Source organism: Blochmannia endosymbiont of Camponotus sp. C-003, assembly GCF_023585685.1.
Classification (GTDB): Bacteria; Pseudomonadota; Gammaproteobacteria; order Enterobacterales; family Enterobacteriaceae; genus Blochmanniella.
Genome location: NZ_CP097764.1, coordinates 192,218 through 215,106, shown reverse-complemented (window position 1 = coordinate 215,106; position 22,889 = coordinate 192,218). Strand labels below are relative to the sequence as shown.

Annotated in this window: 21 protein-coding genes, 1 tRNA gene and 1 pseudogene; 18 read left to right on the top strand and 5 right to left on the bottom strand. The window is 28.9% G+C overall.

Features of this window, described 5'->3' with window-relative positions:
- Positions 1-6 precede the first annotated feature (6 nt).
- The 13 genes and pseudogenes from thrS to M9397_RS00830 form a co-directional block, all read left to right on the top strand.
- Positions 7-1,405, top strand: a pseudogene (thrS, locus tag M9397_RS00890) (threonine--tRNA ligase); the annotation flags it as partial.
- Positions 1,406-1,411: 6 nt separating this feature from the next.
- Positions 1,412-1,951 carry a translation initiation factor IF-3 gene (gene infC, locus M9397_RS00885; protein ID WP_250227233.1) on the top strand — a complete coding sequence of 180 codons (540 nt, stop codon included), beginning with the start codon at positions 1,412-1,414 and terminating at the stop codon, positions 1,949-1,951.
- Positions 1,952-2,043: 92 nt separating this feature from the next.
- The gene (gene rpmI / locus M9397_RS00880) at positions 2,044-2,241 is read left to right on the top strand and encodes a 50S ribosomal protein L35 (RefSeq protein ID WP_250227089.1); all 198 of its coding nucleotides are present in this window, start codon (positions 2,044-2,046) and stop codon (positions 2,239-2,241) included.
- 71 nt (positions 2,242-2,312) lie between these two features.
- The gene (gene rplT, locus M9397_RS00875; RefSeq protein ID WP_250227088.1) at positions 2,313-2,690 is read left to right on the top strand and encodes a 50S ribosomal protein L20; all 378 of its coding nucleotides are present in this window, start codon (positions 2,313-2,315) and stop codon (positions 2,688-2,690) included.
- Between the two features lie 177 nt (positions 2,691-2,867).
- A complete protein-coding gene (gene pheS / locus M9397_RS00870; RefSeq protein WP_250227087.1) occupies positions 2,868-3,860 on the top strand; it encodes a phenylalanine--tRNA ligase subunit alpha in 993 nt (330 codons plus the stop codon).
- Positions 3,861-3,875: 15 nt separating this feature from the next.
- On the top strand, positions 3,876-6,269 hold the full coding sequence (gene pheT / locus M9397_RS00865) for a phenylalanine--tRNA ligase subunit beta (protein WP_250259792.1): 2,394 nt from the start codon (positions 3,876-3,878) through the stop codon (positions 6,267-6,269).
- Positions 6,270-6,827: 558 nt separating this feature from the next.
- A complete protein-coding gene (locus M9397_RS00860; RefSeq protein ID WP_250227085.1) occupies positions 6,828-7,844 on the top strand; it encodes a lipoate--protein ligase in 1,017 nt (338 codons plus the stop codon).
- A 487-nt stretch (positions 7,845-8,331) separates the two neighbouring features.
- A complete protein-coding gene (sufA, locus tag M9397_RS00855; protein WP_250227084.1) occupies positions 8,332-8,712 on the top strand; it encodes a Fe-S cluster assembly scaffold SufA in 381 nt (126 codons plus the stop codon).
- A gap of 17 nt (positions 8,713-8,729) precedes the next feature.
- A complete protein-coding gene (gene sufB, locus M9397_RS00850; RefSeq protein ID WP_250259790.1) occupies positions 8,730-10,226 on the top strand; it encodes a Fe-S cluster assembly protein SufB in 1,497 nt (498 codons plus the stop codon).
- A 57-nt stretch (positions 10,227-10,283) separates the two neighbouring features.
- The gene (gene sufC, locus M9397_RS00845; protein ID WP_250227082.1) at positions 10,284-11,027 is read left to right on the top strand and encodes a Fe-S cluster assembly ATPase SufC; all 744 of its coding nucleotides are present in this window, start codon (positions 10,284-10,286) and stop codon (positions 11,025-11,027) included.
- A complete protein-coding gene (gene sufD / locus M9397_RS00840) occupies positions 11,005-12,297 on the top strand; it encodes a Fe-S cluster assembly protein SufD (protein ID WP_250227081.1) in 1,293 nt (430 codons plus the stop codon). Before sufC ends, sufD begins: the two co-directional genes overlap by 23 nt.
- Positions 12,294-13,517, top strand: coding sequence for a SufS family cysteine desulfurase (locus M9397_RS00835; RefSeq protein WP_250227080.1), 1,224 nt, complete (start codon positions 12,294-12,296; stop codon positions 13,515-13,517). The genes sufD and M9397_RS00835 overlap by 4 nt, the downstream gene beginning before the upstream one ends.
- 27 nt (positions 13,518-13,544) lie before the next feature.
- A complete protein-coding gene (locus M9397_RS00830; protein WP_250259788.1) occupies positions 13,545-13,973 on the top strand; it encodes a SufE family protein in 429 nt (142 codons plus the stop codon).
- A gap of 127 nt (positions 13,974-14,100) precedes the next feature.
- Here the strand turns inward: M9397_RS00830 and M9397_RS00825 are convergent, their stop codons facing one another.
- Together M9397_RS00825 and M9397_RS00820 are read right to left on the bottom strand one after the other, a co-directional pair.
- On the bottom strand, positions 14,101-14,340 hold the full coding sequence (locus M9397_RS00825; RefSeq protein ID WP_250227078.1) for an LPP leucine zipper domain-containing protein: 240 nt from the start codon (positions 14,338-14,340) through the stop codon (positions 14,101-14,103).
- Positions 14,341-14,625: 285 nt separating this feature from the next.
- Positions 14,626-14,699, bottom strand: a tRNA-Val gene (locus M9397_RS00820).
- A gap of 299 nt (positions 14,700-14,998) precedes the next feature.
- Here M9397_RS00820 and M9397_RS00815 point away from each other — a divergent pair.
- Positions 14,999-15,619, top strand: coding sequence for a riboflavin synthase subunit alpha (locus M9397_RS00815; protein ID WP_250227077.1), 621 nt, complete (start codon positions 14,999-15,001; stop codon positions 15,617-15,619).
- A gap of 180 nt (positions 15,620-15,799) precedes the next feature.
- Positions 15,800-16,132, top strand: a complete 333-nt coding sequence (grxD, locus tag M9397_RS00810; RefSeq protein WP_250259786.1) for a Grx4 family monothiol glutaredoxin — start codon at positions 15,800-15,802, stop codon at positions 16,130-16,132.
- 174 nt (positions 16,133-16,306) lie between these two features.
- On the opposite strand, the gene rnt is transcribed toward grxD, so the two are convergent.
- Positions 16,307-16,960: a ribonuclease T gene (gene rnt, locus M9397_RS00805; protein WP_250227075.1), complete on the bottom strand. Its 654-nt coding sequence runs from the start codon at positions 16,958-16,960 to the stop codon at positions 16,307-16,309.
- Positions 16,961-17,729: 769 nt separating this feature from the next.
- Here rnt and slyA point away from each other — a divergent pair.
- From slyA to tyrS, 3 genes are all read left to right on the top strand, one after another.
- On the top strand, positions 17,730-18,164 hold the full coding sequence (gene slyA / locus M9397_RS00800; RefSeq protein WP_250227074.1) for a transcriptional regulator SlyA: 435 nt from the start codon (positions 17,730-17,732) through the stop codon (positions 18,162-18,164).
- Positions 18,165-18,418: 254 nt separating this feature from the next.
- A complete protein-coding gene (pdxH, locus tag M9397_RS00795) occupies positions 18,419-19,069 on the top strand; it encodes a pyridoxamine 5'-phosphate oxidase (protein ID WP_250227073.1) in 651 nt (216 codons plus the stop codon).
- Positions 19,070-19,201: 132 nt separating this feature from the next.
- A complete protein-coding gene (gene tyrS, locus M9397_RS00790) occupies positions 19,202-20,485 on the top strand; it encodes a tyrosine--tRNA ligase (RefSeq protein ID WP_250227072.1) in 1,284 nt (427 codons plus the stop codon).
- A gap of 100 nt (positions 20,486-20,585) precedes the next feature.
- On the opposite strand, the gene nth is transcribed toward tyrS, so the two are convergent.
- Positions 20,586-21,245: an endonuclease III gene (nth, locus tag M9397_RS00785; RefSeq protein WP_250227071.1), complete on the bottom strand. Its 660-nt coding sequence runs from the start codon at positions 21,243-21,245 to the stop codon at positions 20,586-20,588.
- A 114-nt stretch (positions 21,246-21,359) separates the two neighbouring features.
- Positions 21,360-22,751, bottom strand: a complete 1,392-nt coding sequence (gene fumC, locus M9397_RS00780) for a class II fumarate hydratase (protein ID WP_250259889.1) — start codon at positions 22,749-22,751, stop codon at positions 21,360-21,362.
- Between the last annotated feature and the right edge of the window lie 138 nt (positions 22,752-22,889).

Below are 22,889 nucleotides of genomic sequence, written 5' to 3'. Positions count from 1 at the left end.
ATATATCAATATATATATATATATTTTGGATCACATATACCTAACATAAATTTTTATCAAAATCTCAAATTATCTAAAATTTATGGACCTTACTAGAATAAAAACAGTAAAATAAAAAATTATTGTATTTTTCATCTTTTCTAAAAATAAAAAAATAATAATATATAACTTACAAAATATGTCACAAGCACTTAAAAAATATGATCATCGCAATCTTGCGAAACAATTACACCTATACCACACACAAAAAGATGCCCCTGGTATGATATTTTGGCATCAAAACGGATGGATCTTATTACAAGAACTAAAAAAAATTATACGAATACAACTCAAAATATATGAATATCAAGAAGTAAAAAGTCCTGTTATGATTAATCATGCATTATGGAAAAAAACAGGTCACTGGGATAATTATCATGAACATATATTTACTACCTCTTCAGAAAATAATGAGTATTGTATTAAACCAATGAATTGTCCAGGACACATTCAAATTTTTAATCAAGGTATTAAGTCTTATAAAGATTTACCTTATCGCATAGCTGAATTTGGAAATTGTTATAGAAATGAACCATCTGGATCTTTACATGGGCTCATGAGAACACGAGAATTTACCCAAGATGATGGTCATATTTTTTGTACAAAAACACAAATATTCGACGAATTAAATCACTGCATTAAAATGATGTACGATGTATATAATACGTTTGGTTTTAAAACAATCTTAGTAAAATTATCTACCCGCCCTGAAAAAAGAATTGGTACTGATTCAATATGGGATATGGCAGAACAGCATTTATCTATTGCACTTCAACATAATAATATTACATTTCAATATCAACCTAATGATGGCGCATTTTATGGCCCTAAAATAGAATTTACTTTACTCGATTCTCTAGGTAGAACCTGGCAATGTGGTACAATACAATTAGATTTTTCTTTACCAAATCTATTAAACACATATTATATCGATCATCATAATAATCGCGTTGTTCCCGTAATGATTCACAGAGCAATCCTTGGGTCCATGGAACGTTTTATTGGTTTAATAACAGAAGAATATGCAGGATTTTTCCCAACGTGGCTAGCCCCAACACAAGTTGTACTCATAAACGTCACTGATCAACAATCCGAATACATTTCTGCTATAGAAAAAAAGCTAACAAATAAAAAAATAAGAACAAAAGTAGACTTGAGAAATGAGAAAATAGGATTTAAAATTCGCTATTATACCTTACAACGCATACCTTATATGTTAATTTGCGGAAACAAAGAAATGAATCAAAATACAGTAGCTATACGTACATATCGAGGTCAAACATTAAAAAACTGTAATATTGATATATTTATAAAAAAATTACTACACGAAATTAAAAGTTACAGTGTTTATCAAATGGAGGAATAACATATTATTAAATTCGTAAAAAAAATACAATCAATACGATTAAATCGTATTAACAGAGAAATCAGCGCTAAAAACGTCCGTCTAACTGGAGTAGACGGAAAACAAATCGGTGTGGTTAGTTTACATGAAGCGCTTAAGCAATCTGAAGACATTGGTCTTGATTTAGTTGAAGTTAGTCCTAATTCCGATCCACCTGTATGTAGAATTATGAACTACGGTAAATTTCTATACGAAAAGAGCAAATCCACAAAAGAACAAAAGAAAAAACAAAAGGTGATTCACGTTAAAGAAATAAAATTCAGACCAAGTACTGATGAAGGAGACTACCAAGTTAAATTACGTAATTTAATTAAATTTCTCAACGAAGGAGATAAGGTCAAGATAACCTTACGTTTTAGAGGAGGAGAATTAGTACACCACCAACTTGGTACAAAAATGTTATACCGAATACGTAATGAGTTGCATGAATTAACGACAGTAGAATTTTTTTCTAATAAAATTGAAGGGCGCCAAATGACTATGATTTTGGCTCCAAAAAAGAAATAACAATATCTACTATTTAAATGTATATAAATAGCAATTTCATTATCTAGATCTTGGCGTTAAAACACATAATAAAAAATTATAGAGATCAGTATATGCCTAAAATTAAAACACTTCAATCGGCCAAAAAACGATTTAAAATAACAGCTTTAGGAAATTACAAACATAAACATGCTTATATGCGACATATTTTAACAAAAAAATCTACAAAACATAAACGCCATTTACGTCAGAAATCTATACTTCCTACAATTTATGTGACTACAATTATGAAATGTTTACCATACATATAAATCAATGGTATTTGAATTACTGAAGAAAATCTATATATACCATCGTTTAAATTATTAGGAGCGCAATACGTATGACACGCGTAAAAAACAGTGTAGTAGCACATGCTCGTCATAAAAAAATTTTAAAACAAGCAGCAGGTTACTATGGAGCAAGATCACGTACTTATCGTGTTGCTTATCAATCAGTTATAAAATCTGGACAATACTCTTATCGAGACCGTCGTCAGAAGAAACGCTTATTCCGTCGATTATGGATTTATCGTATCAATGCCGCATCACATAAATATGGAATGTCTTATAATAATTTAATAAATGGATTACATAAATCTAATATATATATCAACAGAAAAATGATTGCTGATATAGCCATTTTCGATAAAAAAACCTTCTCTAAATTAGTCGACAAAGCAAAAAAATTAATTGTAGACATACATAAATCTACTCAATAAGAAATACATATTCATGTAATATAAAATTCATAATAATAATGCAACTACAACTAGTATTAGTAATATTAAATAATTAGCACAGTTAATTAAATTAAAATATCATATAATTGTTCTTTACATATATATTATATCAAAAAAACAACCTTGTATTGCTATATTAGTTATAGCGGAGTGTTCATGTCATTAGATCGTATAAACGACTTAGTTATACTAGCGAAATCAAACATAATGCAATCTAACAATATAGATGAATTAGAAGTAGTACGCATTAAATTTTTAGGTAAAAAAGGACACCTGAACCAACAAATCAAAAATCTTAATGATAGTCCATCAGATGTTAAGCCTAAATTGGGAGCAGCTATTAATCAAGCCAAAAAAGATATATACACATTATTTATTAAACATAAAAACTTCTTACAATCAAAAAATATAAAAAATACCTTAATCACCGACACATTAGACGTTACTTTACCAGGACGTTTATCAGATACCGGTACACATCATCCAATAACGAGTACTATAAAACGTATGAAGGTTTTTTTTAATTCTTTAGGCTTCTCCATAATACATGGTCCAGAAATTGAAAATGATTACTTCAATTTCGATGCCTTAAACATTTCTAAGTATCATCCTTCCCGAGATGAACATGATACCTTTTGGTTTGATGAAAAACGTTTACTTCGTACACACACATCCGGCGTTCAAATACGTTTCATGAAAAATAACCCCCCCCCCATTCGTATCATTTCTTTTGGACGAGTATATCGCAAAGACTATGATCAAAACCATACACCTATGTTTCATCAAATGGAAGGATTAATGGTAGATTCTAACGTTAACTTCAGTCATCTAAAAACAATATTATATGATTTTTTATATAATTTTTTCGGAAAAAATACCACTTTACGTTTTAGACCATCTTATTTTCCATTTACAGAACCATCTGCAGAAATAGACGTAATGAAACAAGACACTAAAAATTGGTTAGAACTTTTAGGATGTGGTATGGTGCATCCCCAAATATTACATCATTTTGATATTGACACAGAAAAATTTTCGGGATATGCCTTTGGCATAGGAATAGAACGACTAACAATGTTACAATACAATATTGACGATATACGCGTTTTCTTTAAAAATGATTTACAATTTCTTGATCAATTTAAATAATACAAGGACATTTAAATGAAATTTAGTGAAATGTGGATACGCGAATGGATAAATCCACCAATTAGTAGCATTGAATTAGTTGATCAATTAACCATGGCTGGATTTAAAGTTAATGAATTAAAACCTGTTATCAATATTTTTTATGGAGTAATTATTGGTGAAATTGTAGAATGCAAAATGCATCCTAATGTTAATAACATGTGGATAATAAAAGTAAATAAAGGTAATAATGAATTATTAAATATTGTTTGCGCCGCCCCCAATTGTCGTAAAAATATTCGAGTAGTTGTTGCTAAAGTAGGAGCAGTATTACCAAATGGACGTAAAATTAAAACAAAAACAATACACGGTAAAGAATCAGAAGGCATATTATGTACTTTTTCAACATTCGGAATCATTAACCACACAGTAGATATAATAGAATTACCTACAAATGCACCTATCGGAGAAAACTTTTATAACTATTTACGTTTTAATGATAACATTATTGAAATCAACGTTACTCCTAATAGAGGAGATTGTCTGAGTATCATCGGAATCTCTAGAGAAATAGCAGCTATAAATCATTTAAAATTAAAAAAAATAAAAATAGAACCAACTATTCCAACAATCAACGATACCATCCCTATATCTGTCGAAATTCCAGATGCATGTCCACAATACTTGGGAAGAATTATAAAAAACATTCATATTACAGCTCCTACGCCTTTATGGATAACAGAGAAATTACGTCGCTGCGGCATCTGTTCAGTTAATATAGTTGTAGACATTATTAATTATGTATTGCTAGAGTTAGGACAACCGATTCATGTTTTTGATTATACAAAAATTGATGGCAACATAATACGTATACGTTTTTCTGAAATCGGAGAAATTCTAACATTATCCAATCACAATAATTTAAAATTATCGCAAAATACCATCATCATATCTGATCGTAAAAAACCATTATCAATTGCTGGAGCAATCATTCCAAATAAATATTCTGTTTGTTCTGAAACTCGTCATATAATGTTACAATCTGCTGTTTTTACTCCGTCTACTATCGCGAGTCAATCCATATTACATCCCATTCACGATCTGTATTCCTTCCGTTATGTGCGAGGCATCGACCCCAGCATATCTCAATTAGCTTTGGATCGTGTCACCTCATTATTACTAAAAAACTGCGGTGGTTGTCCTGGTCCAATAGTAAATATAACTAACAAAAATATACTGCCAAAACCAATCAATATCATATTAAATCGAACTAAATTAGACAAAATTATTGGATTTCATATCATAGATTCAGAAATTACACATATTTTAAGACGCTTTGGTTTTCAAATAAAATTTTCAGATAACATCTGGAAAGTACTTCCACCAACTTGGCGTTTTGATATCTCTATAGAAGAAAACTTGATATCAGAAATAACACGTATTTATGGATATAACAATATCCCTCGCGTTTCTATTTGTACAAACTTAATAACAGATCGTACCCATTCATCAACTATACCGTTATCAAGAATAAAAAATTTATTAGTAGATCGTGGTTATCAGGAAATAATAACATATAGTTTCGTAAGTTCTGGTATGCAAAAACTATTACACCCGAAAAAAATTCCATTAATTCTAAAAAATCCAATTACATTAGAAATGTCTACTATGAGGCTATCTTTATGGTCTGGATTAATCAAAACAGTAATATATAATCAAAATAGACAACAAAAACAAATTAAATTATTTGAAAGCGGTATATGTTTTATTCCTCAAAAAAATTTTGAAAATCAAGTGTATCAAGATTTTATGATAGCTGGGATACGATCTGGACTTAGATTTAATGAACACTGGGATTTAAAAAAAATACATCCAGTAGATTTTTACGATATAAAAGGAGATGTAGAAGCTTTATTAAACCTAACTAACAAGTTACATTGTATTAGATTTAAAAAATACACACATCCAGCATTACATTCTGGTCAAAGTGCAGCAATTTATTTGGAAAATATATGTATTGGATACATTGGTATGATTCATCCTTCTATACAAATGACACTAAATTTACGTTCACAAACACTAGTTTTTGAGTTATCGTGGAATATGATTTCTCAATTTATATTATCTAAAGTTACTTCCATTTCTAAATTTCCTAAAAATTTTCGTGATATTTCTATAATAGTACCAAACAAAGTATCCGCAGAATCTATCATTGCTGAATGCAAAAAAATTGATAACAAAGATCAATTAGTTGACATCAAGTTATCTGATGTTTATAAAAGTAAAAACATTGAAAAAGGTTTTAAAAGTTTTACTATTAAATTATATTTACAAAGCAAAACTCATACTTTAAAAGAAGAAGAAATTTCTGATATTGTTAACAAATGTTCGATGATTTTAAAAAAACGTTTCAATGGAACATTAAGATAATAATACTCGTATCGTTACTATTATCATATTTAAATGTTAATTTATATACTATTTAAAAAATAATTAAAAATGAATTTTTATATAATATATATATTATATATCCTTTTTTTAATCACTTAATCTTTCAAAACAAAAAAACACACCCGCACAATAAGTATACATTTTATATAATAAACACCGAATATAATTAGATAATATTAATTATGTAAACCAACAATCTTCATATCTTGTACTAAAATTTAGTAAACAAAATTTAAAACTTATTTCAATAAGAATATTTAACTGTTTTATATATAAAAAATATCTGTATCTCAATTAGAAATTAAAAATATATTATAATAATATTTAAACAATGATGAAACTTATATTCACCTCCCAGTAATTTGATTTATTTGTATTAATTGTAATATAATTGTAAATTAAAAACACAGATCAAATTTATTTCCAATACTGATAATTTAATAAAAAATAATTTAAAGTTATTATTATTAATGATAGTATATTTCCATATGGCATATAAGATTCACGCTTTAATTAAATATCAAAAAAAGGGGAGCTATGCGTTCTTTTCGATTATTATTATCTAACTCTTATGATCCATGGTTTAATTTATCACTTGAAGAATATATATTTAAAAACATACCTAAAAAACAATCTATACTATTTTTATGGAGAAATCAAAATACAGTAGTGATAGGACGCGCTCAAAACGCATGGAAAGAATGCAACACTCGCCGAATGGAACGAGATGGCATTAAATTAGCTAGAAGAAGTAGTGGCGGTGGCGCTGTGTTTCATGATTTAGGTAATACTTGTTTTACCTTCATTTCTACTCAAGAAAATTATGACAAATATGTATCCTCTAATATAGTTTTGAATGGATTGCGTCACATTGGGATTAAAGCCATCATTTCTGGACGCAATGATATTGTCATACATACAGCAAATGGAGAACGTAAAATTAGCGGTTCTGCATATCGTGAAACATCTGGGCGTAAATTTCATCACGGCACACTACTTTTACACGTTGATATTAATAAACTCGCTTATTATCTTAATCCAGATTCTAAAAAACTAGAAACTAAAGGGATTACCTCTATTCGGTCAAGAGTTGCTAACTTAAATGAATTAAAACCTGGAATTAATCACCAAGAAGTATGTCAAGGATTAACAGAAGCGTTTTTCCAATATCATGGAGTGAGAGTACAGCCAGAAATATTATCTATAGATAATTTTTATAATATCCCAGAGTTTTTAAAGCAATTCAATAAACAACGTGATTGGAACTGGAATTTCGGAAGCGCTCCTGCATTCACACATCAATTAGATACCCGTTTTGATTGGGGCAGTGTGACGTTACATTTCGATATAGAACGTGGTATTATTCATCGTACCCATATTTTCACTGACAGTTTAGAACCAGATCCTTTAGAAACACTGGCAAAAAAATTAGTAGGCATTCCATATAATAATAAAAGCATTCTCTCTTGTTGTCAAGAATGGATGAAAATATGGCCTCAACACAAAAAAGAATTATCAGAAGTTTCTAGTTGGTTAATCAAAACAACATCTTAATTCATTGTTAATTTTTAATAAGCTTTAATTTCAATTAAATTTTAAAAATTTTCAACGTAACTACATATATGTAGTTATACATCTTAATTATAAGAAGATTCATATGAAATATTTTCTACTAATCAAAAAAAATAAACCAATTAGCATACACTTTTAATATATGTTATTCTGAAAGAAGTTGCCATATCAGTTACATTTCACATCGTTTGAAATAAAAAATTAATTTTAGAAGAATACTACAACAATCTATCTTTAATACACTATTTTTATTAAATAGATACTGTACTAAATTTCAACATTCGTTGAATTTAAATGAAAATTTATAAAAATTAACATATGATTATAAACTATAATTTCTAATACAATTAGATATGTAGAACCATTTTCTATTTGCATATTTTTACTTTCATAAATATTTAATGCAATGAAAAATAATTGAGTGTTTAGTATGGTAAAATATTATGTAACAAATTTAAAGGAATTTATCATGAAAAATAATATCAAAAAAAATATACACTGCATATCCAAAAAACATGTTTCTTGGAATGGTCTAACACTGACTGAAGCAGCAGCACAACAAATTCTTCACTTAAAAAACAAAGATCCTAATATATTAGGATTGAAAGTAACCATAAAAAAATCAGGATGCGCAGGATTTTCATATCTTATGGATAAAGTTACATCACTAGATGATGATCACTTAATATACGAACGTAACGGAGCTAAATTATTCATACCATTGCACGTCATGCCATTTGTTGATGGAACCGAATTAGATTATGCACGAGAAGGATTAAATCATATGTTTAAATTTAATAATCCTCAAGCTCAACATTCTTGTGGATGCGGTGAAAGTTTTAGCATTTAAAAAAAGGTATTATTATTATGATACATAATAACTCTAACATATATGACATTAATAAAAATTTATATACACATGATAATTCATATTATAAGGAAGGTTTTTTTACCAAATTAAATAATGAAGAACTCAAACAGGGTATTAATGAAGATATAATACACACTATTTCAAAAAAAAGATCAGAACCAAAATGGATGCTAGAATTTAGACTTTCAGGTTATCACGCTTGGCGTAATATGGAAGAACCACATTGGTTAAAAGGAAATTATCAAAAAATCAATTATAATTCCTATAGCTATTTTTCTGCTCCAGCATCTGTAACTAAACAAAAAACCCACGAAACACAAAAAAATACAAACACTTTTTTAAATAAATCAAAATACTTAACCACAGAAGTAGAACAAACCTTTAATAAACTAGGTATCCCAGTATATGAAGAAGGAAACGTGGCAGTTGATGCTATATTTGATTCGGTTTCCGTGTCTACTACGTTCCGACATACCTTATTAAAAGAAGGTATCATTTTTTGTTCATTTCACGACGCTATTCGAGATTACCCAGATTTAGTACGTCAATATTTAGGAACTGTAGTGTCTTTTAAAGATAATTTTTTCGCTGCACTTAATGCTGCAGTTGTATCTGATGGTACGTTTGTATACATTCCTAAAAATGTACGCTGTCCTATGGAGCTCTCAACTTATTTCCGAATGAATTCTAAAAAAACCGGACAATTTGAACGGACCATTTTAATTGCAGATACAGGTAGTTATGTAAGTTATATTGAAGGATGTTCAGCTCCAACACATAATAACTATCAACTGCATGCAGCAGTTGTAGAAGTTATTGTTCTAAAAGATGCTCAAGTAAAATATTCAACAGTACAAAATTGGTTTTCTGGCAACCAAAATTCTCAAAGTGGGATTTTAAACTTCGTTACTAAACGAGCACTATGTTCTGGAGAAAATGCTAAGATGTCTTGGACTCAATCTGAGTCCGGATCCGCTATTACTTGGAAATATCCAAGTGTAATTTTAAAAGGAAAAAACTCTATTGGAGAATTTTTTTCAGTCGCCATTACTAATGGCATACAACAAGCAGATACTGGAACAAAAATGATTCATATAGGAGAAAATACACGCTCCACTATTATTTCAAAAGGTATTGCACTTGGAAGCAGTCAAAATACTTATCGAGGATTAGTTAAAATGATGAAATCTGCTTCAAATTCACGTAATTTTACACAATGTGACTCCATGCTGATAGGAAAACAATGTAGTTCTCATACCTTTCCTATCATTGAATCACATAGTAATAATTCACAATTAGAACATGAAGCTACAACTTCGCGTATTAGCGATAATCAACTGTTTTATTGTCGACAACGTGGAATTAATGAAGATGATGCTATTTCTATGATTGTAAATGGATTCTGCAAAGATATATTTTCTAAATTACCTTTAGAATTTTCTGTAGAAGCACAAAAATTACTAGAAATTACTTTAGAACACAGCGTTGGATAAAATCCCATAATATAAGTACTTTCATAAATCATAGTCATTTAAAAAGGAGAAGTGCTGATGTTATCAATAAAAAATTTAGATGTCAGCGTAAAAAATATATCTATTCTAAAAAAATTAAATTTAGAAATTAATCCTGGTGAAATACACATAATTATGGGGCCTAATGGATCAGGAAAAAGTACATTATCTGCTACATTATCTGGTCAAAAAGATTATGTTGTTACTGACGGAGAGATATTGTTTAAAAACAAAAATTTATTACTTCTGAAGCCAGAAGAACGCGCAGGGGAAGGAATCTTTGTAGCATTTCAGCATCCAATAGATATTCCAGGGATCAGTAACCAACTATTTTTACACAGCGCTGTTAACGCTATACGTAAATACAGGCACCAATCTCTTATGGAGAAGTTTGATTTTACCCAGCTGATTCAAAAAAAAATGACATTGTTAAAAATGCCTAATGACTTGTTGAGTCGATCAGTAAACGTTGGATTTTCTGGAGGAGAAAAAAAACGTAATGATATTCTTCAAATGATGATGTTAGAACCATTACTATGTATTCTTGATGAAACAGATTCTGGTTTAGATATTGATGCAGTAAAAATCGTTTATAATGGTATTAATATATTAAACAATAAAATACGTTCATTTGTCATTATCACTCATTACCAAAGAATTTTAGAATATATTAAACCTGATTATGTGCACGTATTACATCAGGGTCATATCGTAAAATCTGGTGATATCTCTTTAGTCAAAAAGATCGAGGAAAAAGGTTATGGTTGGTTATGCGGACAATAAAGATAGAGTATTGAACGAATGGTATGGATTGTTTAAACAAAAAAATAATATTAATTCGGATTTGGTGCATAAATATTGGGAACGTATTAAAATACTTGGATTACCTAATTTTAACAAGGATAATTGGAAACATACGGCATTTAAAGAATTTTTAACATATAATTTTGAATTCTCTAAAAATTTTAAATTAAATGCGCCGCAATATGAAAAATTAAGTTTTCCTATAGATGCTTATTGCTTAACATTTGTTAACGGTCTATTAGCACCTGAATTAAGTGATAAAAATATTGATCCATGGATAATGAAAATCAATCGAGATCCCAATCGCCATGAAATAACTCATCCCATTCAACCAGAGATGTTTTTATATTTAACTGAATACTTAAGTGATGCAACAATACATATAAGTTTACCTACAAAAAAAATAACAAAAAAACCATTATATTTACTATATATTAATGAAGGATCTAACGTAAAAAACAAATTAGTTACATCTCATTATCATCATCATCTTCACATTGGCAATGATTCCAACACATGCGTTATAGAACATTTTATTAGCATCAATAAAAACAACAGTCACTTCAGCGGCGCACGTATGTCTATTACAACAGGAAACCGATCCAAATTAGACCACTTTAAACTAATATTCGAGAATAATGCAAGTTATCATATAGCACACAACGATATTAATATAGGGCAATATTCAAATGTACACAGTAATATCTTTGTAATTCTCGGTCCTAAATTTACATCTCATCAAACCAGCGCCAAAATTAATCACTCGGGATCATCCTTATCATTAAATAGTTTAATTTTGTTATCCAAACAAGATATTGGAAATATATGCACTTATTTAGAACATAACAACCAAGAATATGCATCAAGTACGCAATTACATAAAATAATAGCATGTAATCACAGTACCGGTGTGTTTAATGGTCTGATAAAAGTAAATCCAAATTCTATAAAGACTGATGGAATAATGATAAACAATAATTTACTATTAAACCAAGATGCAACTATTTATAGTGTACCTAAACTTGAAATTTACTCAGACGATGTAAAATGCAGTCATGGAGCAACAATAGGGCACATTGATGCTGATCATCTATTTTATCTAAGTACACGCGGTATTCCCAAAAAAGATGCTTTAAAAATGCTTATTTATGCTTTTACTATTGAAATTACAGGATTAATTAAACATGCTATGTTACAAGATATTATATTGAAAAAAATCAATAAAGCTTTAATAAGGATCAAAATATGACAATTTATCCCATAGAAAAAATTAGATCAGATTTTCCTATATTAAACCGAATAATAAATCAACACCCTCTTACTTATCTTGATAATGCTGCATCTGCTCAAAAACCTAATATTGTCATAGACTCACAAACTCATTACTATCGTAATAAATACGCTGCTGTACATCGAGGTATTCACACATTGAGTACAGAATCAACTGATCACATGGAAACAGTACGCTTACATATAGCTAATTTTATTAACGCATCTAGAGAAGAAATTGTTTTTGTAAAAAGCACTACTGAAGCTATCAACCTCATCGCCAACAGTTGGGGACATAATTTTATAAATTATGGAGATAACATTATTATCAGTGAAATGGAACACCACGCCAATATTATTCCATGGCAAATATTGTCAAAAAATAAAAAAATTGCGTTACATTATATACCATTAACTCCTAATGGCACATTAAATATATCCAGCTTATCCAAAATTATAAATAATCGCACTCGACTCTTATCGGTATCACACATGTCTAATGTTTTAGGAACAATTAATCCGTTAACAGAAATAACGAATATAGCTCGAAAAAAAAGTAATGCTCTAATTTTAATAGATGGCGCTCAAGGCATCGTACATCAATCAGTAGACGTACAAAAACTAGATTGTGATTTTTATGTATTTTCCGGGCATAAACTATATGGGCCATCTGGTACTGGCATTATGTATGGAAAAAGAAAATTACTTCAAAAAATGCCCCCATGGATAGTAGGAGGTGGAATAGTTCAAGATGTAAGTTTAACTCACAATACAACATTTATAGACTCTCCCTGGAAATTTGAGTCAGGATCTCCCAATATCAGTGGTATTATAGGACTAGGAAGTGCTATTGAATATATCAATACCATAGGTATTGATAAAATTTATAATCATGAAGATCAATTAATACGGTATGCTGTAGACACATTACAAAACATTCCAAATCTAATATTATATGGACCAAGTACACGAGTTGGGATTATTGCTTTTAATTTAGGGATACATCACTCATATGATATTGGAATGTTATTAAACCAATACGGAATTGCTATACGAACAGGACACCATTGCGCAATACCTACTATGAATTATTTTAAAGTACCAGGTATGTGTCGTGCATCTTTAGCTATGTACACCAACAAAGAAGATATTGATCGATTAGCATATGGACTCATGCAGGCGCAACATTTACTAAACTAATAAACAATTATTATTTTAACAACAATGATGAAATTTCCTACAAAAAATCAATTATTACAAAATTTCTTAAGTTGCATTAATTGGGAAGAGAAATATATATATATAATTAGTCTCGGAAAATTACTACCTGAATTTCCAGAAAATATGCGTACACACAAATATTTAATTCCTGGATGCCAAAGTCAAACATGGATTGCTTTGACTACTTCTTCTATAACGCCCCATAACAGTTTGATTAAACTATACGGACATAGTGATTCTTCTATCGTTAAAGGAATTATATCTATAATATTTAGTTTATACCAAGGATTAAATTTAAAAGAAGCCGCTAATATTGATATTAAACCCTTTCTGATAAATCAATTACAATTGAAACAAAACTTAACTATATCTCGATCTCAAGGGATACATCTGATACTTGACTCTATACAGAGTCAAGTTAACCGTTCTCTATAAACTATAACTTTATTCCAAATTAAAATATTTATACAATAATTATTTATAATTATAATCAAATGTTTTATCATTTTTTATTTTTAAAGAATCCTTATGTACACATACTTTTCTCGACATCTTTTTTAAATTACTTATGAAAAGAAGTAATTTGATTATCAATACGTTGATTAGCTCGTGTCGCCTCATTTTTTGTTTTCTCTATCTCAGGACGCAAAACATCAATATCACTGCTTATTTGATCAATTCTTTCGCTTAAATCACGCATTTCAGAAGATAATTCTTTTATTTTAGTTGTACTCGCGCAATTAGCCAACACAAAAGAACTCAAAATGATTACAGAACAACACATGAATCTATTAGGTTTCATCTTTAAATACTCTCCTATATTAGAATTACTTTAGTAATTGGACTTATATAAAAATATAATTAGTAAAGAATCATTTATTAATTTTTTTAAAAACACTCTACTATCGTATCATTTTAATTATGTTAAAATAATTAATTACCCTATCATTTAAAAATGAAAATCAATTTTATTGATACAACATTTAGATAATAATCTAACCTTCTTTCTTATTTTTTGAGCTGTATACACAAAGAAAAATACCTTATTATCATCTTAAACCAAATAATTTATTACAATAATAACTAATGCGTTCTAATGGACTTGAACCATCGACCTCTACCATGTCAAGATAGCGCTCTAACCAACTGAGCTAAGAACGCACAACAATAAAACAATGCTTAATTACTCATTATCCCCACATAATGTGTTACTAACACATTATTGATTTCTTACCGTATTGAAAAGATTCATAGATAGTTTACTAAAAAAAACAATACCTATGCACAACAAAATACATGTAATTATATCATACGTCAAATGTTTTAAGAATATCTTATATTAAGAAAATATGTTTCTATCAAAAACGAACTTAAATCATTTTAAAGTTATATTTAACACAAAAAAAGTATATGCTATAATAAATATAATTTATAATAATATTAAATAGTATTTGAAAAATATGTTTTCAGGTATTATACAGGCTGTCGTTCCAATTCATACGATCTATGAATCAACCAATTTTAAAACGTATACAATTATATTACCCACGCATCTACTATCAAATTTAAAAATTGGTTACTCTATATCAAATAATGGATGTTGTTTAACTGTTATTGCCATGCAACACAATCTAGTTAGTTTTAACTTAATACATGAAACATTAAAATTAACTAATATGGGTATGCTAAAATCAGGAGATTTAATTAATATAGAAAGATCACTAAGTTTTCATTCTGAAATTGGTGGGCATTTAATGAGTGGTCATGTTGATTGCACTGGGAAAATTATAAAAATAATTACTTCAGAAAACAACAAAATAATATGGTTCAATATAAAAAAAAAATATCTTAAAAAATATATTTTACACCAAGGATCCATTGGGGTAGATGGAGTCAGCCTTACGGTAAGTAGAATATTCAATGATTATATACGTATTTGTTTAACCCCATATACTGCAATACAAACAACGCTTGGAAGCAAAAAAATAGGTAATGTAGTAAATATTGAAGTTGACATTATTATAAAATCTGTTATAAACAGCTTTGAAAGAACGCTATCTATTGTTAATTTGAAAAAATAACAACAAGTATTCATTAATACATATATAAATTTGCATATAAATTTAATATACGAAAAATTTGAAAGATTTGCTTTAAATATCACATTCTTCATCTGTATTGAGATAAATACAAATATTTTAAAATGCTTGCTCATTTTATTTATTAAGAAATATAATTTTAATTTTTAACACAAATATAATATGAACAACACAATAAAAAAAATCAAAAATCAAATAGAAACAAATCCTATTGTTTTATACATGAAAGGTACCCCGAGTGCTCCTAAATGTGGCTTTTCATCAAAAGCTGCTCAAATATTATCCACTCATGTTCAATCTTTTTTTTACATTGATGTATTGATCCATATAGATATTAGAAATGCTTTACCAACATTTTCTAATTGGCCTACTTTTCCTCAATTATGGATAGAAGGGAAATTAATAGGTGGATCTGACATCATGATTAATATGAGTCGCAACGGAAAACTACACACTCTGATTAATCAGGTTAAATTACGATATAATTTAAATTAAAAATTTTTATTTTCCCTTTACAAGAGAACTAAATATATAAATAATTATTACGCGGATATATAAAATCTACATAAGTAGAATAAAATATATTTTATATTCAAATTTTAAAACCTCCCTAGTGTCATCAAAACACACACAACTATAATAATAATACCAATGTCTTAATGACGCACATTAAGAATCAGCACAATAAGGGGTTAATGGCCAACCACCAAGTCTTTTCCATTTGTTTACCAATTCACAAAACAACATTGCGGTTCGCTCAGTATCATATAACGCAGAATGTGCTTTTTTTTTATCAAAACAAATACCTGCTCGCGCACATGCCTTAGCTAATACAGTTTGACCAAATACTAATCCACTTAAAGTAGCTGTATCGAACATAACAAAAGGATGAAATGGATTATTTTCTGAAAAACTTACACGTTCTACTGCCGCCATTAAAAAACTATGATCAAAAAACGCATTGTGTGCTACGATAATAGCACGACTGCATTCTTGAGTTTCAATACCCTGATGTACCATTTCAAAAATTTTTTGTAATGCCTCTTGCTCTGTTACTGCAGCTCTTAAAGGACTATTTAAATCAATTCCATTAAACGCTAATGCTTCCGGTTGAATAATAGCTCCAGGAAATGATTTAATATGAAAATTAAGAGAATCATCTACACATAACCAACCATACCCATCCATTTTAAGTGTAACAACAGCAATTTCTAACAAAGCATCAGTATTCGCGTTAAGACCCGCTGTCTCTACATCAACTACAACCGGGTAAAACCCACGAAATCTGGTTCGAAGAGTATTGTGATCATCTTTATAAATCATTTTTATTTATAAAATATATTACATTACATAAACAATTAATGTTATCATAAATTTTAATACATTTTTATATTTATTGTGTAACAATGATTCTTCGGATATTCTATGAAAAATGGTAAATAACTATTTTTTTTTAAAACATATATTTTTATTTAAAAATACAATTTATATCAATATACCTGAAATTAAATATTTTTTTAATTTTAAAAATGGTTACATATATTGATACCTATTATTAAATCACCAAAAATACTAAAATATATAATAACTACCACTTATTTATATAATAACAGATACTTTAATAAATATATTTATAACTCATTATAAAATCATGAATAACACCGATTTTTTTATCCAACACACTTCTTTTGAATAAACTAATTTGTTTAAAATCAACTTCTGAGGATGATATTGTAACACAAATCACTAAACAAACCATTCTGAAACAGAATTCTAACTATAATTAGAATTTCACTCATTTTACATAAATACATTTCATTCAATGAATTATTTTCAACACAAGTCTTAAAAATAATTTACATACAATAATAAATGTATGTTACACTTTAATGAATTAAATTATACATAATAACGTATCTAATTGATAAACTGGGATAGCAATCACTTTACAATAATTTTATTAAATTATATTAAGCGTAATATCATAGACACGATTATGCCATAATTACATATTCATATATTGAATATCTACTTATTTAAAATAGACAAAATATCTAAAATAAAATAAATTCAATTATAAGGAAAGAAAAAATTGGAATCGCCATTAGGATCAGATTTGGCACGCCTTGTAAGAATATGGCGTGCTTTAATTGATCATCGTTTAAAACCTTTAAAACTCACACAAACACATTGGATTACATTGCATAATATTTGTCAATTACCTCCAGATCAATCTCAAATACAATTAGCAAAAGCTATAGGAATTGAACAACCATCTTTAGTACGAACACTTGATCAACTTGAAGAAAAATCATTAATTATAAGACATACTTGTGTTAATGATCGACGAGCTAAACGAATCAAATTAACTGATAATGCTAGACCTATTATTAATGAAGTAAATCGTGTTATTTCTATCACTAGAAACGAAATTTTTAGTGGCATTAGCCATGAAGAAACAATTTTTCTAAGCAAAATTATTTTTAAATTAGAAAAAAACATTATAAATTTACACAATAAAAATTAGAAAATTTCATATAACTAAGAACGTATGTACCTTTAAATAACACAAACACATTTATATTGTTTATTTTAAAGAAATTATACAAGTATATTGTACTAAAAATTCTAAATATATCATAATTCATAAAATATATAATATAACACGATTCTTTGTTGACTGTATATAATTACACACTTAAATATTTATCGATTACTTAACATTTTTTGTACATAACTTAAAATCAATGAAATTATTATTCTAGTATTGTGCCATATTTTATGTTAATAAATAAAAATAACATTTCCAACATCAGACGAGAATATACATCCGGACAGCTACGACACAAAGATATAACTAATCAACCTATTCAGTTATTTTCAATATGGTTGCATCAAGCATATTATTCAAAAATACCTGATCCTACCGCAATGTGTTTAGCTACGGTAGATCACACCGGTCAACCTTATCAACGTATGGTGTTATTGAAGAATTTTACTAATAAAACAATGATATTCTATACCAATCTTAACAGTCGCAAGGCCATTCATTTAGCCAATAACCCCAAAGTTAGTTTATGTTTTCTTTGGAATGAAATAGATAAACAGGTAATAATAACAGGAAATGTCGATAAACTTTCAGAAAAAGAAGTATTAAAACATTTTTATACACGCCCAAAAAACAATCAAATTAGCACATGGGTGTCGAACCAATCTAAAATTATTTCTTCCAAAGATTTACTGGAAAACAAATTTTTAGAATTCAAAAACAATCATCTCCACAAAAAAGTACCATTTCCTGAATTTTGGGGTGGATATAAAATTAATATAAATAGCATGGAGTTCTGGCAAGGCGGAACATACCGATTACATGATCGATTTATATATCAACGATATAAGCATTCATGGAGTGTTTACCGTTTGTCTCCGTAATTACAATTACAATTTTAATGAATATTAATATATAAAAATACAAATCAACTCAATAAAACAATATTGACTTAATACATTATAAATATACATTTGAACTCTTCATTCTTCATTACATACTGAAACGATATTTGTATGAATAATAAAAATATTGATATAATAAAGTTTTTATACGAACGTGATTTAATAGCACAAATTACAAACCAAAAAACATTAATTAAAATATTACAATCAAAATCCATTACTTTGTACTGCGGATTTGATCCAACATCCGATAGTTTACATATAGGACACTTAGTCCCATTGTTATGTTTAAGACAATTTCAAGCATTTGGGCATCGTCCTATAATTTTACTAGGAGGAGGCACTGGGCTCATCGGAGATCCAAGTTTCAAGGACTCGGAACGAAAACTCAATGTAACTGAAACAGTGCAAAAATGGACAGAAAAAATCAAACACCAAGTGTCTTTATTTGTAGACTTCTCTTACAGTCAACATTCACAAGCCTGTATAGTGAATAATTACGACTGGTTATCTTCTATATCGCTCTTAACATTTTTAAGAGATATCGGTAAATTTTTTTCTATAAATAAAATGATCAATAAAGATGCCATAAAAAAACGGTTACAAAAAAATAATTATGGCATATCTTATACTGAATTTTCCTATAATTTATTACAAAGTTATGATTTTACCTATTTATATAAAAATTATGATGCAATACTCCAAATTGGAGGTTCTGATCAATGGGGCAATATTGTATCAGGCATTGATTTGATACGGCGTACATATAAAAGAACTGTTTACGGACTCACTATGCCTTTACTTACCAAAGCTGATAATATTAAATTTGGAAAGACAGAACAACACACGATATGGCTAGATGCAAAAAAAACCAGTCCCTATACATTTTATCAATATTGGATCAATTCTTCTGATAAAGAAGTATATCGTTTTCTTAAAATTTTTACCAACATTGACGTAGATACAATCAACCTTTTAAAAAAAGAGGATAGCATAAAAAATACAAAACCACAAGCTCAAATTATATTAGCAGAAGAAATTACCCGATTAGTCCATGGAAAAGAAGGATTAAAAACAGCGCAAAAAATTACTAGCAATCTCTTTACAGGACAAATACATAAACTCACCTTAGATGATTTTAAACAACTATGTCAAGATGGCGTCCCAACCGTACCACTGAAAGCCGGTATTACATTACAACAGGCGTTAGTAGATTCTAAATTAGTAACATCTCGATCGAAAGCACGCGAATTAATTTCATCTAATAGCATTACTATAAACTCAAAAAAACAATTAAAAAAAGAATATATTTTTTCTTCCATCGACAGATTACATGGTCGTTTTACATTATTAAAACGTGGAAAAAAACACTATTGCTTAATCAAATGGGAATAATCTAAATGTAACTAAATGCATTATTGTAGATTTCAAATATATATACTTTTAAAATACAAACACAATCTCACAGTCTACCTTATTACACTATCTAAATATTTTAATTATATAACTTTCTACTATGATATAGACTATTTTTTTCTTTAAATTCACACAAATCTTGAATCACACAGACACGGCAACGGGGCTGTTTAGCCCGACAAATATTCTTACCATGTAGTACTAACCACTGATGACAGTTTCTCTTAAATTCTTTTGGTACTACCGATAATAATTTCTTTTCTACAGACCAAACATTATTTCCTAGCGCAAAACGACTACGATTGCAAAACCTAAATACATGTGTATCTACCGCAATTGTAGCCCAACCAAAAACTACATTTAAAATAATATTAGCAGTTTTACGTCCAACGCCGGGTAAAGATTCTAAACCAATACGATCTGACGGTAACATACCGTTATGATTTTCTATCAACAAACGACAAGTTTCAATAATATTTTTAGATTTATTATTTGATAAACCGATAGATTTAATATAATTTCTAACGCCATCTACTCCCAAACGTAACATATCTTTTGGTATATTAGCTACTTTAAATAAGTTCTTTGTTACTTTATTAACTTGTATATCACTTGTTTGAGCCGACAATAACACCGCAATCAACAACTCAAATTCTGACCGATAAGCCAATCCAATAACTGGATGAATATTGTTATCTCGTAATTTACATAAAATCTGATACCGTTTAACGCGATTCATCGATAGCACTGCATGAATTATCTTATAATGTTTATTGTTATTGAAAATACTTATAATATCTATCGTTGTTTAACATAATTGAATTATTAATTTCTGATATAATTAACATGATTCTCAAGAATTAATCATATTTTCAGGGCAAACCCACTCGTCAAATTGCTGGTCATTTACGTAACCCAATTGCAACGCAGCTTCCTTTAAAGTTAATCCTTCTAAATGTGCCTTTTTAGCAATTTCTGCCGACTTATCATACCCAATATACGGACTCAACGCAGTTACCAACATCAATGAACTATTGAGTAATTCTTTAATTCTTTGATACTTAGGTTGAATTCCTATAATACAATATTTATGAAAACTTTCTATACCGTCTGCCAGCAACTGTACTGTTTGCAAGAAATTATATATAATCAATGGCCTATATACATTTAATTCAAAATGACCAGATGCACCCCCAATATTTATGCTCACATCATTTCCCATAATTTGAGCACACAACATAGTCATAGCTTCACACTGCGTTGGATTAACTTTTCCGGGCATCATTGAACTACCTGGTTCATTTTCAGGAATACTTAATTCACCTATACCACATCTAGGACCGGAAGATAATAAACGCACATCATTAGCAATTTTCATCATAGAAACCGCTAAACCCTTCAAAGATCCATGACTATGCACCAATGCATCACATGTCGATAACGACTCAAATTTATTTGATGCGCTAACAAAATTATGTTTAGTAAGAAACGATAATGCATCAGCAACACGGTCAGCATATTCCGGATGAGAATTTAAACCTGTACCCACTGCTGTTCCTCCTAACGCTAATTCACATAAATGAGGTATTGTAACTTCTATATGGTCTATATTATGCTGTAACATAGATACCCAAGCAGAAATCTCTTGCCCCAAAGTTAATGGAGTAGCATCCTGAAGATGAGTACGCCCAATTTTAATAATATTATTAAATTCAACAGATTTATCAAACAAAGCCTTTTGTAACATCTTAACTTTAGGTATTAATTGTTCATTTAAATTAACTACCGCTGCAATATGCATTGCGCTAGGGAAAACATCGTTGGAACTTTGACTTTTATTAACATGATCGTTTGGGTGCACAAATTTCCTATTTTCGCTTACTTCACTGCTTAACAATTCATTAGCTCTATTAGCTAAAACTTCATTCATATTCATATTGCTTTGAGTCCCAGATCCAGTTTGCCAAACTGATATTGGGAATTCATCTTTATGTATGCCAGATAATACTTCATCTGCCGCTTGAATAATTGCTTGAGCCCGTTTACAATCTATTAGTTTTAGATCGCAATTTACTTGCGCTACTACAAGTTTAATTTGAGCCAACGCTTTAATTAACGAAAAAGGAATTTTCTCATCAGAAATATTAAAATATTTTAATGCTCGTTGTGTCTGCGCTCCCCATAACCGATCATTCGGTACTAAGATTGTCCCCATAGTGTCTTTTTCGAAACGCATCGTCATAATAATTACCACCTCTAATTATAAAAAATGTTCATTGATTTTATTAATTATATAAATATAATCGTTATATATCATATACTCAAAATCAGTGATTTTATTTCCAAATTAAATTTCTATTTAAAATAAAAATTATTTGACTTA